This window comes from Bacillus sp. 7884-1 (assembly GCF_002272245.1).
GTDB lineage: Bacteria > Bacillota > Bacilli > Bacillales > Cytobacillaceae > Neobacillus.
The window spans coordinates 120,657-135,918 of record NZ_NPDD01000063.1; the positions used below are offsets into that span (position 1 = coordinate 120,657).

Sequence of the window (15,262 nt, forward strand, 5' to 3'; positions counted from 1 at the left end):
TAATAAAATAGTAGCATAAAAAAACGTGCGAGGTATTCGCACGTTTTTGATTTATCGAGTCTTTCTTCTATTCTTGCAGCCTTAATATACAAACATTACATTCGTGTGGAATAATGTAAGGCTCGTGGTCTGTTAAGGATTCTTTTAAGTCTTGAAGTGCATTTCCTCTTACCTTCTCATCTAATCCTGCAAGCCAGGAGACAGATTCCATTCTCTCTATCCATTCTTCCTTTGAAAAGGTAACTGAATAGTTTAATCTATAAAAATCACGTAACTCAAATCCATTGTTTTGCCATTCATCAAACCACTCAATAGGATATCCGTTTATTCTCTGCTTAGATTCCGCTTTAGCCCCAGCAGGTTTTAATCCGCCACTTACGTATTTAGTTAAGACCTTGAATGTCTTCTCAACCACTCCAGAACCAGTAAGGAAGCCAGAATCTACTACTATTAATGTACCTTTTTCTTTTAATATTCGTTTAATTTCTCGAATTGCGCTATCACGGTCAAACCAATGCCAGGCACGCATTACGGTTACGATATCATACTGAGAATCTTGTAAACCCGTACTCTCAGAACTTGCTTGCATATAAGGAATTTTATAGTTTTTTGACCTATTTAATTCATTTGCATATTTCAGTAATTCTTTAGACGGATCTACGCCAATAACATCTGCTTTTCTCATTGCCATTTTCCTTGTAAAGGCACCTGTACCGCAGCCAATATCCGCTACTTTTCTCCCATCAAAATAAACTCCTCGGATGTATAGGCTATCCATTAAACTTACAGGTATATCTTCTCTCGCTTTCGCATAACTTTTAGCAACTTGACCAAAATTTATATGCTCCATGTCGGTCGCCCCTTTAATATTTCCTATTTCAGGAATTATTAAAATAATACCATTGATGTATGGTAAAATGCTATTGTTATAGAAGATACTCTGACAAAGGAATGATGATATGCTTTGGTTGTTGCTCCTTTCCTCCTATTTGATTGGAAGCATTCCGACTGCGCTGATTGTGGGCAAGCTGGTCTTTGGGGTTGATATTCGCGACCATGGAAGCAAAAATCCTGGTGCCACGAACACATTAAGGGTTCTTGGAAAAGGATCTGCCATTATCGTGGTACTCGTCGATATTGGTAAAGGGGCACTCGCTGCTTACCTTCCTTTATATTTCACCCTTGATGTCGAACCACTTTACTTTGGTCTGATGGCAGTAGTAGGACATTGCTATCCTATTTTTGCCGGTTTTCGCGGTGGAAAAGCAATCGCTACAACTGCTGGAACTTTAGCAGTAGCAAGTTTCCCATTAGCTTTACTTGCATATGCAACGTTCTTCTTGGTAATATTTTTAACAAAATACGTATTTTTCGGCTCAATTTCTGTAGGACTTAGCTTGCTGATTTATTCTTATTTTTCACCAGAAATTAAATTTGAACTTATCTTTTTATTTTTTACTTTATTTTTGATTTATCTTCACCGTTCTAATATACGTAACCTAATTCTTGGAATCGAACCCAAAATTAACGACAAGAACCTAATTAACGACCGGATTCCACCTAAGAATAACGGATTAAAAATGTAAAAATCCCTGGCTGAAAACGCCAGGGATTTATTTTTATAAAAAGGCTGTCATAATGCTGTTGGCAACAGTTTTCCAAATGGATGAATCAGTCTGATAGGATGTCCCAAGACGTTTATATAATGCCATTTGCTTCTCTTGGAAATCCGGTGCTTCCTTATCAGGCAGTTCTGCACGTCCCTTTTCTACAAGAGCCTGCATTTCAGGTGCACGCGGCCCCCAAACTCCAACTTCATTTCCTTCTTGGTCAATGAAAATAAAAATTGGTATCGCTCTAGAAGTACCATTCGTTAAATATCGGTCCATTAACTCAAGGTTTTGATCCCTTAGTACAAAACGCACCTCTATATTGGCAGCTTCAGCCACTCTTAGCAATACCGGGTTATTAAGCATGGCGTCACCACACCAATCCTCTGTAAGAACAATGGCTCGCAGCTTTTTCGATTGCATTGCTTCAAGTTTTCTTTTGTCCTCTTCCTTTAACTCAAAGCGTTCATAAATGGAAACCATTTCTTCTTTATTCCGTGTCATTGCATCAATGTACTGATCTTTTGTTAATCCCTTTTGAAACCAAGAATTTAATTCCAACATAAACACTCCCTTCAACTTACTATTATCATAATCCTTCCAATCCTTACTTACAAACATATGGATTATCCCTTTCCTACCATTATAGTACAAGCATTTTTTCCTATTTTAAGAAAGTAATAAATTAACAATAGAAAAAGTATTTTCAAATTGGTAGAATATTTTATATATAGATAATATTATTTTAATTTATTTTCTACAATAGGGGGAAAATCTATGTCCAATGAAACACTTCAGCTGGTATCAATTGGAATTTACCTTGCCATGATGCTTTTTATCGGTTGGTATTCCTATCGAAAAACCAGCAATCTAACGGATTATATGCTTGGGGGAAGGTCTTTAGGTCCAGCTGTAACTGCTTTAAGTGCTGGAGCTGCTGATATGAGCGGCTGGCTGTTAATGGGGTTACCTGGTGGAATTTATGTAACTGGTTTAGCTGATGCCTGGATTGCCATTGGTTTAACAATTGGCGCTTATCTTAACTGGTTATTGGTTGCACCTCGACTACGCTCTTATACACAGGTTGCCAATGATTCTATTACGATTCCAAGCTATCTTGAAAATCGATTTAAAGATAATACGAAACTGCTACGTATCGTTTCAGGTATCGTTATTCTTATTTTCTTTACTTTCTATGTTTCATCTGGTTTAGTTTCTGGCGCTGTCTTTTTTGAAAGCTCATTCGGTACAAGTTACCTTACAGGTCTTTTAATTGTTGGCGGTGTAACCATTGCCTACACATTATTTGGTGGTTTTCTGGCTGTAAGTTATACAGACTTCATCCAAGGGTTAATGATGCTGATTGCCCTTCTCCTAGTTCCGGCTATTGGAATTTTCTCAGTAGGTGGTCCTGCGGAAACCTTTGATACGATTCGTGCTATTGATCCAACATATCTTGATTTCTTTAAAGGTACAACAACTTTAGGAATTATTTCTGCAATGGCTTGGGGACTTGGTTATTTTGGCCAGCCGCATATTATTGTACGTTTTATGGCCATCACCACTGTAAAAGAAACAAAAAGTGCCCGCCGCATTGGAATGGGTTGGATGATTTTCTCACTTATTGGTACGATCTTTACTGGATTCATCGGAATTGCCTTCTTCCATAACAATCCACAGCATGTATTGGAGAATCCTGAAGCCGTATTTATTGAATTAAGTCAGATTTTATTCCATCCTTTATTCGCTGGATTTGCTTTAGCAGCCATTCTTGCAGCGATTATGAGTACAATCTCATCACAATTAATCGTTACTTCCAGTGCATTAGTGGAAGATCTATATAAAGTAGTCATGAACAAAAAAGCTTCAGACAAACATCTTGTCTTCTTAGGAAGAATGGCTGTTCTTTTGGTAGCAGTTGTTGCTGCCATCCTTGCACTTGACCAAAACAGCACCATACTAGACCTTGTTGCATATGCATGGGCAGGCTTCGGTGCAGCATTCGGACCAATCATTATTCTAAGTTTATTCTGGAGAAAGATGACCCATTGGGGAGCACTTTTTGGAATGATTGTTGGTGCTGTCACCGTTATTGTTTGGAAAAATGTTGGTCTTGGCGACACACTTTATGAGATTGTTCCGGGCTTTGTCCTTAACCTAATCGTCGCTGTTATCGTAAGCTTTATCACTTACAAGAAAAATGAAGTAATCGAAAAAGAATTTGATGAAAGTGTCCGCTTATTAAAACAAGACTAGATCAGATAGAATGCCCATAATTTTTATGGGCATTTCTACTTGAAAGACTGTACAAAAAGACCGTCGCCATGTAGCCATTCTGCAATAAATACATCTTTGTAATCAGTAATTTGTTGAGTAATTAATTGTGATTTTAGCCACGATTCATCAAAGCCCAAATCAAAAATTTCATCCCATAATACTTCACCATCTCTTATTAAGGTGACAGGTACAGAAACTACTTTGGAAGGCATATTGAAATCTTCCTGAGTAGTTTTTTGATATTTTGACTTTTTTAATATGCTAATCGATCCGTTCGCCTCTAAATAGCAAAAGGCTACTTCACGAATAGAAAAGGTTTCACTTTGCCTGCGTATACTTTGAAGTTGGTTAATATTCATCCTATTTTTCCTTAAGGCTTCTCGATCTACAACTCCATTTTTAATTAGTGCTGAAGGTTTTCCTTCAACAACTCCCCTGAAGGAAAGGATTTTTTGACTTAGGTATTCAACAAAAAATAGTAATCCTCCCCATACCGCCATTGATTAAACGATATAAAAAACTCCTATTTTATGATCATATAAAGCATTTCCTAATAATTCACCTAATACAATTGCTGCGATAAAAGAAAAAGGAGTAAATTGACTAATGATTTTCTTTCCTACAATCTTCACAATAACAAAGAGGAAAAAAAATCCAACCATAAGTTCAATTGTTAACTGCATGATTTTCATTTCGTTACGAACTCCATTCAACAATCTTTGACTTCTTCACTAGTATTAGCAAAAGTTCTTTCAAACCATCATTAAATGATCAAATTTTGTCGTTAATCAAACGTTTGATTAAATTGAGTCTAAACTATTATTAATAAAGGTTTTCTCACCTAAAAACAGTAGAATTTTGTCTTTTAACCAAACGTTTGATTAGTTTTGCCTTACCACCTATAAATAAAGGTCTTATCTCTAATAAAGAGCAAAATAAATGTCGATTTATTTCCTAATAATTATTTAACTGCGCTTCATACTTTAAATCAAGTTGGGTTTCGACAGGTCTCGTCAGCAGAACTATTAATCAAACGTTTGATTAAAATGATAACAAATCCCTGTATATAAAGGGTTTTCTTCAAAAAAAGGGTAGAAAAAAGTCAACTAATCAATCGTTTGATTAGTTTTACCTCAAGCCCATATTTAAAAAGGTTTTTCCCGGGAAATCTAAAAAAAGAATGTCGAAGATCTATTCGACAAAAAAACTGGCAGAGAAATCTGCCAGCTTAGTGTTTTTATCGTTTCGTTAATTCCTGCTGTAATAATTGATTAACCATTTGTGGATTTGCCTGCCCCTTTGTTGCTTTCATTAGCTGGCCAACCAGGAATCCCACTGCCTTATTTTTACCGTTCTTAAAGTCTTCAACGGATTGTGGATTCGAGTCGAGAACTTCTGAAATGATTTTCAACAGTGTTCCTTCATCTGATATTTGTACGAGCCCTTTGTCCTTAACGATTTTCTCAGCCTCGCCACCGTTTTCAATCAATTCTTTGAAAACAGTCTTTGCGATTTTGGAAGAAATGGTTCCATTCTCGATGAGCTTAATCATACTAGCTAAGCCTTCAGGTGTTAAAGCAATTTGGTGAAGTTCTTTCCCCTCAGCATTCAGGTAAGCAGAAACATCTCCCATGATCCAGTTCGAAGCCAATTTTGCCTCTGCACCTGCTGCCACGGTTCCTTCAAAGAAATCTGCCATTTCCTTCGTTACCGTTAATACCTTGGCATCATAAACAGGTAATCCCAGTTCATCTATATAACGCTTTTGCCGCTGGTCCGGAAGTTCAGGAATTTCAGCAGCAATTCGATTTTTCCATTCCTCATCAATATAGATATCAAGTAGATCAGGTTCAGGGAAGTATCGATAATCATCCGATCCCTCTTTAACACGCATAAGCAATGTAGCTCCTGTTGCTTCATCAAATCGACGAGTCTCTTGATCAATTGTCCCGCCACTAGTGACAACCTCACGCTGACGCTTTTCCTCAAATTCCAGACCTTTACGGACGAAGTTAAAAGAGTTTAAGTTCTTTAATTCTGTCTTTGTTCCAAACTCTTCTTGACCAACTGGACGAATCGAAATATTGGCGTCACAACGTAATGAACCTTCTTCCATCTTACAGTCAGAAACACCTGTATATTGAATGATGGATTTTAATTTTTCAAGATAGGCGTATGCTTCATCTGGAGTACGGATATCTGGCTCAGAAACTATTTCCACAAGTGGAGTTCCCTGGCGGTTATAATCCACTAATGAATAGCCATTCCCGTGACTCAGTTTTCCTGCATCTTCTTCTAAATGAATCCTTGTAATTCCAATCCGTTTTGTGTAGCCGTTTACCTCAATATCTATCCAGCCATGCTCCCCGATTGGCTTATCAAATTGAGAAATCTGATAAGCCTTCGGATTATCTGGATAAAAATAATTCTTCCGATCAAATTTCGTGTGAGTAGCTACCTGGCAATTCAATGCCATTGCTGCCTTCATTCCGAATTCTACCGCTTTTTTGTTAAGGACCGGCAGCACTCCGGGATAACCAAGGTCAATCACACTCGTATTCGTATTTGGCTCCGACCCAAAATGGTTTGGGCTGGCTGAAAAGATTTTCGAATCCGTTTTTAACTCAACATGCACTTCAAGACCAATCACTGTTTCAAATTCCATCGTCTTCACCCCCTATATTCCTGGCTTCTGTTTATGAAAATCTGTTGCTTGTTCAAATGTATGTGCTACACGATAAATAGTCGCCTCATCAAAATGCTTTCCGATGATTTGCAATCCAAGCGGCAGTCCATTATCAAATCCACACGGAACTGAGATTCCAGGTACTCCTGCAAGGTTCACGGGAATCGTTAGAATATCATTTGCGTACATCGTTAATGGGTCACCAATATTTTCCCCGATTTTAAATGCTGGAGTTGGTGTTGTTGGACCAACGATGACATCATACTTTTCAAATACTTCTTCAAAGTCCTTCTTAATTAATGTACGAACCTGCTGTGCCTTTTTGTAATAAGCATCGTAATACCCAGAACTTAACGCAAATGTACCGAGCATGATTCTGCGTTTTACCTCGTCACCAAAGCCTTCAGATCTAGACTTCTTATATAAATCAAGTAAATTATCAGCATTCGGAGTTCTATAACCATAGCGAACGCCATCGAAGCGGGCTAGATTGGCAGAAGCTTCGGAAGAAGAAAGCAAATAATAGGCAGCTAAAGCATATTTAGAATGGGGCAAGGAAACCTCTTCCCATACTGCTCCTTGTTTTTCAAGTACTTTTAAAGCATCCAGTACCGACTGGCGAACTGTTTCAGTCACACCCTCACCAAGATACTCCTTAGGTACGGCGATTTTTAATCCTTTTACATCACTAGTTAATGCAGAGACGAAATTCGGTACATCCACATTCGCTGATGTGGAGTCCATTGGATCTAGTCCAGATATGGCTTGCAAAAGATAAGCATTATCTTCAACCGTTCTTGTAATCGGTCCAATTTGGTCAAGGGAGGATGCAAATGCAACCAACCCGAAACGAGATACACGGCCATATGTTGGCTTTAACCCTACTACTCCGCAAAAAGATGCTGGCTGACGAATAGATCCCCCTGTATCGGAACCTAAGGAAAATAGTACTTCGCCTGCCGCAACAGAAGCCGCTGAGCCGCCTGATGAACCGCCTGGTACTCTCTCTAAATCCCAAGGATTTCGGGTCTTTTGATAATGGGAATTTTCGTTAGAAGAACCCATTGCAAACTCATCCATGTTTAACTTTCCAATTGTTACAGTTTCCTGCTGCTGCAGCTTTTGAACAACAGTAGCATCGTAGATGGGATTAAAGTTTTCTAGAATCTTACTTGCACAGGTTGTCCGGAGTCCTTTTGTGACAATATTGTCTTTTATGCCAATCGGCATCCCAAATAACAAGTTATTTGTAGAGTTGGCAATAAGCTTCTCATCTAGTGAATTTGCAGTTCGTCGTGCCTTTTCCTCATCTAACGTCAGAAATGCTTGAACCTTGTCATCAACCTTAGCAATTCTTTTATAGGACTCTTCAACAAGATCAGTGACTTTTAATTCTTTTTTATGTAAAAGTTCATGGAGATCTGACACTTTATAATCAAATAAACTCACCGTTTTCCTCCTTCTGGCTAGCTCCAACGCCTAGGGGCTCGCCCCTAGGAAAAATTGGACTGCATTTTTCCCTCAAGCAAGGCGCTTCCGCTTTTCTTACTCCCCAATTATTGCAGGTACTTTTATCTGTCCATCCTGGTGGTCTGGCGCATTTTTCAGTACTTCCTCACGTGGTAATCCTGATTGCTTGATGTCCTCACGGAAGATATTTTTCATTTCCAGCACATGGTAGGTTGGTTCAACATTTTCCGTATCTAATTCATTTAACTGTTCTGCAAATGTAATAATCGCGTCCAGCTGTTTCGTAAACTTCTCAGCCTCTTCTTCTGTTATCGCTAATCTAGCCAAGTTTGCTACATGTTTCACTTGTTCGTTTGAGATTCTTGTCATTTTTTTACCCCCAATCTCTTTTGCATAGTCATTTTATTATTGATAATACCAAACTTTTCCGCTTCACCGCAATGATTCCCTCATCAGTATTGTCAAAAGCATTACTTTTTAGATTTTTGGCATTAAAAAAAGAGCCTCAGCTCCTTTATTTTGTTCAATCGATTCTATTAACCTTTTTGTAAAACCAATGGACATATCCACATTGACGACAGGTAAGTATCGTGGCGGTTGGATTGGCAAAGTCAAGATTAAAAAAGGTCGCTATAGATGTATTCAATTGAGCATGTCCCTGCTCAAACCAACCATATTTACAATGTACACAGGATACATTAATTCCATTTACTTGATATTGGCCTGGTCCCATAGACTTTTTAATGTTCTTAGCAAATAATTTAAAGAAACTTTTCTTTGCCATCTAGCTTGAGACCCCCTATCTATAATCCATATTCCTTATGCAGTGTCGCTGACTCCTGTGCCCATATTAATAATTGTGTTCTTTCAAAATACCGCTTCCCCTCAATCACAATATATGGAAGCATGGCACCATCATAAGAACCTGTAGTATTTAATATTTGTTTTTCCGCAGCCATAATCTTCTTTAATTCTTCTTCTGAGATCCCTAAAAGTACAGAGGTTTCTTTTATATTCAGTAGTATGCTGCCTTGTACCTCAGATTTACTGGAAGAATCAATTACTGCTGAGTCAGGTTTTGAAGCAAGGAGATAACAGCCTATAATGATTCCGATAGATAAAACTAATGATGAAATCAAAAGTGTTTTATTTTCAAGCATATCCATCCCCCCAGAATTTCAATATGTATTAAATTATTGTGGAATAACCTCGCCATTACCATTTAAAGCTCTAACCTGTGGGCGGAAGCCTAACCCTACATAGTAGCGTTTTCCATCCTTCTTAATCATTTTTGCTTTTTTATAATCTTCAGTATCCTGATTGGCGATTTCGATGGTTGTGATATTCTCATTATTGATTTCTCCAAACACAACGTAAATATCTTTAAGAGCATTACCTTTGTCATCATACTTGGTATAGTTCTCGTTATAAATGGAATAGGTTTCACTCTCCGCATGTTCCCACCCATTCGGACCATCATTTTTCCATCCTTCTTCATCGTTCCCTTCAAAGAAAGAAACACCCAGCACCGGCTCTTTTATGTGTTCAACCTCTTCCCCTTCTGCTTTCGTAGAGTAAAGGACGATTGTTATCCCATCACTTTTCTTCTTGTATAAAACTTCTTTTACTTCAAAAGGGATCGTTTCTGCAATGGCCTTTTCCAGAGTTGGATATTTACATCCTGAAAGTGTAAGCATTAGAACTACCACGATAAAGAGTAATTTACATTTTCTCATAATTCTCTCCTCCTAGATTTGGTCAGATGTTAGTAATCTAGTAATCTCTAGTAAAAAGTACAAGGCAAAATAAATACCACCTTCCTACCTGACCATTTTTCTTTTCGTTCCTATTATGAGTTTATTATCTAGTTTCCTCCCCTCCTTAATAAGTAACTAAAATGGTAATCTCCTTACTAGTATAATATTCTAGTTTTTTGTTAAATTCCAGTTATACCCAAATATAATTCTAAATACCTCCTCCAAAAGAACCTATTGAATTAATAAAGGCAGCAGTCGAGATTGACTGCTGCCTTTGTACATTATCGTTTAAAAAGTTTTGCAAATAGTCCTTTGTTTTTTGGGGGTTCAGGTTGACTGATTTCTTTCGTAGTGATGTAAATATCTTCTTTATCAATTGCTTCGTCCATCGCAAGCAATAAGCCCACTTCTGTATCATGTTCCTTATTGGTTACGATTTTATGCTCGATATTGTGTTTAGCTGCTAATTTTACATATTTGGATAAGACTGAATAGTCCATATTTCCATTTAACAAAAGATTTACCTGGGGATTTTTCTTCATTTCCTTCTCGACTTGGGGATAAATAGTTGCTTCTGCCACTTGGCTTTTCTTAAGAGCAAGAATGATGCGTTCGCGTAAGGTACCTAAAAATTTTCGCCTTTCATCCGGCTTCGTTTCCAATGGTCCATGTATTCCCTGTTGAAGGACTTCCTCCACGTTCGACTTTTTCAAATAGATCAACTCCATTAAAAGGGCTTATTATTATGTATGATAATACCCTATAAATTGTTCTATTCCAAAAAAGTTGCAGGTATCCGAGTGTAAATCCTGCTATCCGAGAGTGTTTTTCGTTATCCGAGAATAAATCCCCCCATCCACAAAGTAGTTCTCCCGCCAAGCCAAAATCCCCTCTCTAAATATGGAGAGGGGGATTTGCCGTAAGATTACTTTGTAAATTGCTCTTCTTCTGTAGAACCTTTTAACGCGGTCGTAGAAGATGTTCCGCCTGTGATGACCATGGAAACTTGGTCAAAGTAGCCTGTTCCAACCTCGCGTTGATGTCTTGTTGCTGTGTAGCCGTATTGCTCGCTGTCGAACTCAGCCTGTTGCAATTCTGAGTATGCAGCCATTCCGCGCTCTTTATAGCCGCGAGCCAATTCAAACATGCTGTGGTTCAAGGCATGGAAGCCTGCAAGTGTAACGAATTGGAACTTGTAGCCCATTTTTCCAAGCTCTTGCTGGAATTTTGCAATCGTTTCTTGATCGAGCTTCTTCTTCCAGTTAAACGATGGTGAGCAGTTGTAAGCAAGCATTTTACCAGGGAATTTTTCATGAATCGCTTCTGCAAAACGTCTCGCTTCCTCAATGTTTGGCTCAGAAGTTTCACACCAAATTAAATCTGCATATGGTGCATATGCTAAGCCGCGGGCAATCGCCTGATCAAGTCCTGCACTTGTACGGAAAAAGCCTTCTGCCGTCCGCTCTCCAGTAATAAACGGTGCGTCATTCATATCAATATCACTCGTAATTAAATCGGCAGCATTTGCATCCGTGCGGGCAACCAAAACAGTTGGAACACCCATAACATCAGCAGCCAAACGAGCAGCTATTAAATTCCGAACAGCTGTCTGTGTTGGCAATAAGACTTTACCGCCTAAGTGACCGCATTTTTTCTCAGAGGAAAGCTGATCTTCAAAGTGAACGCCCGCAGCTCCTGCTTCAATCATTCCCTTCATCAATTCAAAGCAGTTTAACTGTCCGCCAAAGCCCGCTTCTGCATCAGCTACAATCGGAACAAACCAATCGATAGAATTATCGCCTTCTGAATGAGTGATTTGGTCTGCCCGTTGAAGTGCTTGGTTAATTCGTTTAACCACACTCGGCACACTGTTTGCAGGATATAAACTTTGATCCGGATACATATGCCCAGATAGATTTGCATCCGCAGCAACCTGCCAGCCGCTTAAGTAAATTGCTTTTAATCCAGCTTTGACCTGCTGAACAGCTTGATTTCCTGTTAACGCCCCTAGCGCATTAACGTAATCTTCTTCATTTATTTGCTGCCAAAGCTTTTCTGCACCACGTCTAGCCAATGTATGCTCAATATCAATAGAACCACGAAGCTTAATAACATCCTCAGCACTATACGGTCTAGTAATCCCATTCCAACGTTTATCTAACTCCCAGCTTTCTTGTAATTCCTTCGCTCTTGAATTTGTCATTTTATATTCCTCCTATTAATCTATTAATGTATTTTATAAAAGCTTATACCCAGGTAATGTTAAAAACTCTACAAACTCATCATTTACGATCAAGCTGTCAAATAGCTCAACACCTTCAGGGAAACAGCCATTCTCATAAGCGTGCATGCCAATCTCATTCTTTATTTTTTCTAGTTCCTCACCCTTGAATTGCTCATACAAATCTGCAGTTATTTTTCTGCCATCGGTGAGTATACCTTTTGGGTGACGGATCCATTGCCAAACTTGAGCCCGTGAGATTTCAGCAGTTGCCGCATCCTCCATTAAGTTATGAATGGGTGCAGCTCCTCTTCCAGATAACCACGAAGCAATATATTGAATTCCTACATTGATATTAACGCGCACACCTTCTTCGGTAATTTTACCGTTTGGTGTCTCAAGCAAATCGCTGGCTGTTATCGTAATTTTTTGTTGTTTGTTTGTATGAATCTGGTTAGCCATCGGCATTTCTCGATCAAATACTTCTAGAGCTACTGGGACAAGACCAGGGTGTGCTACCCATGTACCATCATGACCATCGCACGCTTCACGTTCCTTATCAGCACGAACCTTTGCGAATGCTTCCTCGTTTGCCTGCGGATTGTCTCGAATCGGTATTTGTGCCGCCATCCCTCCAATAGCAGGGGCTTTCCGGCGATGACAGGTTTGAATGGTAAGCAATGAATAGGAACGCATAAATGGTACTGTCATCGTTACTTGGGATCGATCTGGCAGAAGGATAGTTTCATGGTTACGCAGTTTTTTTAAATAGCTAAAAATATAATCCCATCTGCCGCAGTTCAAACCTGCTGAATGTTCCTTTAATTCAAATAGAATTTCATTCATTTCAAATGCTGCCAGAATGGTCTCAATTAAGACTGTTGCTTTAATCGTTCCTTGAGGTATTCCAAGACTTTTCTGCGCAAAAATAAATACATCATTCCAAAGCCGTGCTTCTAAATGGCCTTCTAGCTTTGGCAGGTAAAAATAAGGACCTGTTCGCCCGGCCAGCAAATTTTTTACATTATGGAAAAAATACATTCCAAAATCAAAAAAACTTCCAGAAATAGGTTTGCCATTAAGCAGCACATGTTTCTCTTCTAAATGAAGTCCACGCGGTCTAACAAACAAGACTGCTGTTTCCTCATTCATCACATATCTTTTTCCATTTTGATTTTCATAGGAAATCGTCCGATTTACTGCGTCTCTTAAGTTGATTTGTCCCTCGACTATATTTTCCCAGGTTGGTGAAGTAGCATCTTCAAAATCAGCCATAAAAACCTTTGCACCCGAATTAAGGGCATTGATCACCATTTTTCTGTCTGTCGGTCCGGTGATTTCAACCCTTCGATCCTGAAGGTCTATCGGTAATGGAGCAATTGTCCAATCGCCATTACGGATATGCTTTGTTTCAGGGAGGAAATCCGGAAGCTTTCCGTTATTGATTTCCTCTTGGCGTTTGCGCCTGTACTGTAACAGTTCATTTCTTCGTGCTCCAAATTTTCGTTCTAACTCCCCAATAAATCTTAGCGCCTCAAATGTTAAAATCTCATCATAATGCGCTTTCTTGGCACCAACTACTTGAGTACCTGTTGTTTGCGTCGACATGAACTTATTCACCCCTTTGTTATAATACAGTGTATATCCATGTGTTGTATTATATAACACAAAAAAATAAAATGGAACTACTTTTTCAGAAAATTTTCAAAAATAGGTACAAATTCCCTGTTGGAGTTTTAATTATTGTTACCAACCTGATCAAGCTTTTAAAAAGGGTATTTTTTCCATTAATATTTTACAAATGGAGGGTCATGATATAGAGGTGATTCGCAATTATTTAAAGGAGGAATGGTTATGCCACAAATTGATGTCAACCAATTAAACCAAGCGAAGGCCAATGTTACACTGACACAAACCCTGCTAAGTCAAGCAATTGAAAAAGCAAATTCAGATCCAACCCTAGCTCAGGAAGCAATGAAACAAGCATCCAGTGAGATCTCTTCTGCTTTATCAGCTGTTACACAAGCACAACATTCAGTTAAATCTTCTCTTTCGGAATAAATGCTAGACTAACCCAAAAGGGCTGCCATTATTCTCGGGCAGCCCTCCTACTATATAATATGTTCATAACGCTCTTTTGCTAGGATATACATCGCACTTCCCCAGCCTAGCGGAGTATTGGAATTATAGCTATCTGTTCTTGCAAAATACAGTTCTGGCAAACTCCCATCACTGAGCATTACCTTTTCTGTTAGTTTTATGAAATGATTTGCTTTTTCAACATTACCTAACTCTAAATGGCAAAGTGCCAGCCATGGCAGCCCAAAGGTCCACTCCGCCTCGGTCCCATAATAAAAAGGTAAATCGTGATGCCTTCCTTCATGTTCAACTGTGGAATAATAGGAATCCCCTTTATACCGGATAACCCCGCGTTCACGTAATAAGTGTGATTCAATTTGGTCAACCACCACTCTCGCTTCCTCCCCCATCAAAACCCCATACGGGAAGATTAAACTCAATTGCGCTAAATCAAATGGACGGTCACTGCTTTCATGTGGATAAAGATTAGTAAGGGTCTGCCTGCCCTTCGTAATCCATTCACCTGGCACAAATACTATATCTTTTACTGCCTGAAGGCCTGCCACACACGCCCCGACAGAACTTGAATGGATTTCTCTCCATTCCTCCCACATGCCATTATCTTCGTCTTCCCAGTACTGTACACAGCCTAAGTAGCCAACCAGCTTTTGTACAATCTTGTGATCCTTATCATCTCTTATTATATTTTTACCCCTTTTTTGACCCATCCCAATTCCCCATAGTATGGCTCCAATGGCGTCATGCTGAGCATGTCCCCAAGGTGTATCAATTTCCCTTACTTCAGAAGCAGAGTATCTAGCGTGAATGTACTCCCATTGCTCTCTTGGCCTTTGAACGGTATGAATATCCAGCTTCCATTCGTATTCTCTAAATAAGTCCAATATCCGGTGGTAGGTCATTTCATAAATTTGATTGTTTTTTTCCAAATAAGGCAGGGACATATAAAAAGAATCCCGTAACCAGACATAATGATAGTCCTTTGACGAAGAGGCCAAATACAATCCATGCGGCAAACGTAATTGATCTAAAATTTGATAGCTGTGAAATATTCTCTCATTCATCATTTCAACCTCGATTACTTTTTACCTTTCTTTTTAGCCCGTTTACAGTCTTTTTATACAATAGGCTGTGTTAATGGATA

Annotated in this window: 15 protein-coding genes and 1 pseudogene; 3 read left to right on the top strand and 13 right to left on the bottom strand. The window is 38.9% G+C overall.

Going from position 1 to position 15,262, the window contains the following annotated elements; genetic code table 11:
- Positions 1 to 67 precede the first annotated feature (67 nt).
- Entirely contained in the window at positions 68 to 850 is a 783-nt protein-coding gene (locus CHI06_RS08650) for a class I SAM-dependent methyltransferase (RefSeq protein ID WP_095248025.1), read from the bottom strand.
- A 109-nt stretch (positions 851 to 959) separates the two neighbouring features.
- Here CHI06_RS08650 and plsY point away from each other — a divergent pair, with 109 nt between their 5' ends.
- Positions 960 to 1,586 carry a glycerol-3-phosphate 1-O-acyltransferase PlsY gene (plsY, locus tag CHI06_RS08655; RefSeq protein WP_095248026.1) on the top strand — a complete coding sequence of 209 codons (627 nt, stop codon included), beginning with the start codon at positions 960 to 962 and terminating at the stop codon, positions 1,584 to 1,586.
- Positions 1,587 to 1,619: 33 nt separating this feature from the next.
- Here the strand turns inward: plsY and CHI06_RS08660 are convergent, their stop codons facing one another.
- Complete coding sequence (locus CHI06_RS08660; RefSeq protein ID WP_095248055.1) at positions 1,620 to 2,171, bottom strand: thioredoxin family protein; 552 nt, start codon at positions 2,169 to 2,171, stop codon at positions 1,620 to 1,622.
- 216 nt (positions 2,172 to 2,387) lie between these two features.
- Between CHI06_RS08660 and putP the strand changes: the two genes are divergently transcribed.
- Positions 2,388 to 3,866: a sodium/proline symporter PutP gene (gene putP, locus CHI06_RS08665; protein WP_095248027.1), complete on the top strand. Its 1,479-nt coding sequence runs from the start codon at positions 2,388 to 2,390 to the stop codon at positions 3,864 to 3,866.
- 35 nt (positions 3,867 to 3,901) lie between these two features.
- Here putP and CHI06_RS08670 read toward each other — a convergent pair.
- The 10 genes and pseudogenes from CHI06_RS08670 to aceB form a co-directional block, all read right to left on the bottom strand.
- A pseudogene (locus tag CHI06_RS08670) lies at positions 3,902 to 4,579 on the bottom strand (DUF421 domain-containing protein).
- Positions 4,580 to 5,124: 545 nt separating this feature from the next.
- Positions 5,125 to 6,552 (bottom strand): Asp-tRNA(Asn)/Glu-tRNA(Gln) amidotransferase subunit GatB, encoded by a 1,428-nt coding sequence (gene gatB, locus CHI06_RS08675; RefSeq protein WP_095248028.1) that lies wholly within the window; start codon positions 6,550 to 6,552, stop codon positions 5,125 to 5,127.
- A gap of 12 nt (positions 6,553 to 6,564) precedes the next feature.
- Complete coding sequence (gatA, locus tag CHI06_RS08680; RefSeq protein ID WP_095248029.1) at positions 6,565 to 8,022, bottom strand: Asp-tRNA(Asn)/Glu-tRNA(Gln) amidotransferase subunit GatA; 1,458 nt, start codon at positions 8,020 to 8,022, stop codon at positions 6,565 to 6,567.
- Positions 8,023 to 8,118: 96 nt separating this feature from the next.
- On the bottom strand, positions 8,119 to 8,412 hold the full coding sequence (gene gatC, locus CHI06_RS08685) for an Asp-tRNA(Asn)/Glu-tRNA(Gln) amidotransferase subunit GatC (RefSeq protein WP_095248030.1): 294 nt from the start codon (positions 8,410 to 8,412) through the stop codon (positions 8,119 to 8,121).
- A 154-nt stretch (positions 8,413 to 8,566) separates the two neighbouring features.
- Complete coding sequence (locus tag CHI06_RS08690) at positions 8,567 to 8,827, bottom strand: hypothetical protein (RefSeq protein ID WP_095248031.1); 261 nt, start codon at positions 8,825 to 8,827, stop codon at positions 8,567 to 8,569.
- A 19-nt stretch (positions 8,828 to 8,846) separates the two neighbouring features.
- On the bottom strand, positions 8,847 to 9,203 hold the full coding sequence (locus CHI06_RS08695) for a hypothetical protein (protein WP_095248032.1): 357 nt from the start codon (positions 9,201 to 9,203) through the stop codon (positions 8,847 to 8,849).
- Positions 9,204 to 9,236: 33 nt separating this feature from the next.
- Entirely contained in the window at positions 9,237 to 9,779 is a 543-nt protein-coding gene (locus tag CHI06_RS08700) for a hypothetical protein (protein WP_095248033.1), read from the bottom strand.
- Between the two features lie 302 nt (positions 9,780 to 10,081).
- Positions 10,082 to 10,513: a YueI family protein gene (locus CHI06_RS08705; protein ID WP_179292562.1), complete on the bottom strand. Its 432-nt coding sequence runs from the start codon at positions 10,511 to 10,513 to the stop codon at positions 10,082 to 10,084.
- 212 nt (positions 10,514 to 10,725) lie between these two features.
- Positions 10,726 to 12,003 carry an isocitrate lyase gene (gene aceA / locus CHI06_RS08710; RefSeq protein WP_095248036.1) on the bottom strand — a complete coding sequence of 426 codons (1,278 nt, stop codon included), beginning with the start codon at positions 12,001 to 12,003 and terminating at the stop codon, positions 10,726 to 10,728.
- A 33-nt stretch (positions 12,004 to 12,036) separates the two neighbouring features.
- On the bottom strand, positions 12,037 to 13,629 hold the full coding sequence (gene aceB, locus CHI06_RS08715) for a malate synthase A (protein WP_095248038.1): 1,593 nt from the start codon (positions 13,627 to 13,629) through the stop codon (positions 12,037 to 12,039).
- A 246-nt stretch (positions 13,630 to 13,875) separates the two neighbouring features.
- On the opposite strand from aceB, the gene CHI06_RS08720 reads away from it, so the two are divergent.
- Entirely contained in the window at positions 13,876 to 14,082 is a 207-nt protein-coding gene (locus CHI06_RS08720; RefSeq protein ID WP_095248039.1) for a hypothetical protein, read from the top strand.
- Between the two features lie 50 nt (positions 14,083 to 14,132).
- On the opposite strand, the gene CHI06_RS08725 is transcribed toward CHI06_RS08720, so the two are convergent.
- The gene (locus CHI06_RS08725) at positions 14,133 to 15,185 is read right to left on the bottom strand and encodes a glycoside hydrolase family 15 protein (RefSeq protein ID WP_257009214.1); all 1,053 of its coding nucleotides are present in this window, start codon (positions 15,183 to 15,185) and stop codon (positions 14,133 to 14,135) included.
- Positions 15,186 to 15,262: the final 77 nt, after the last annotated feature.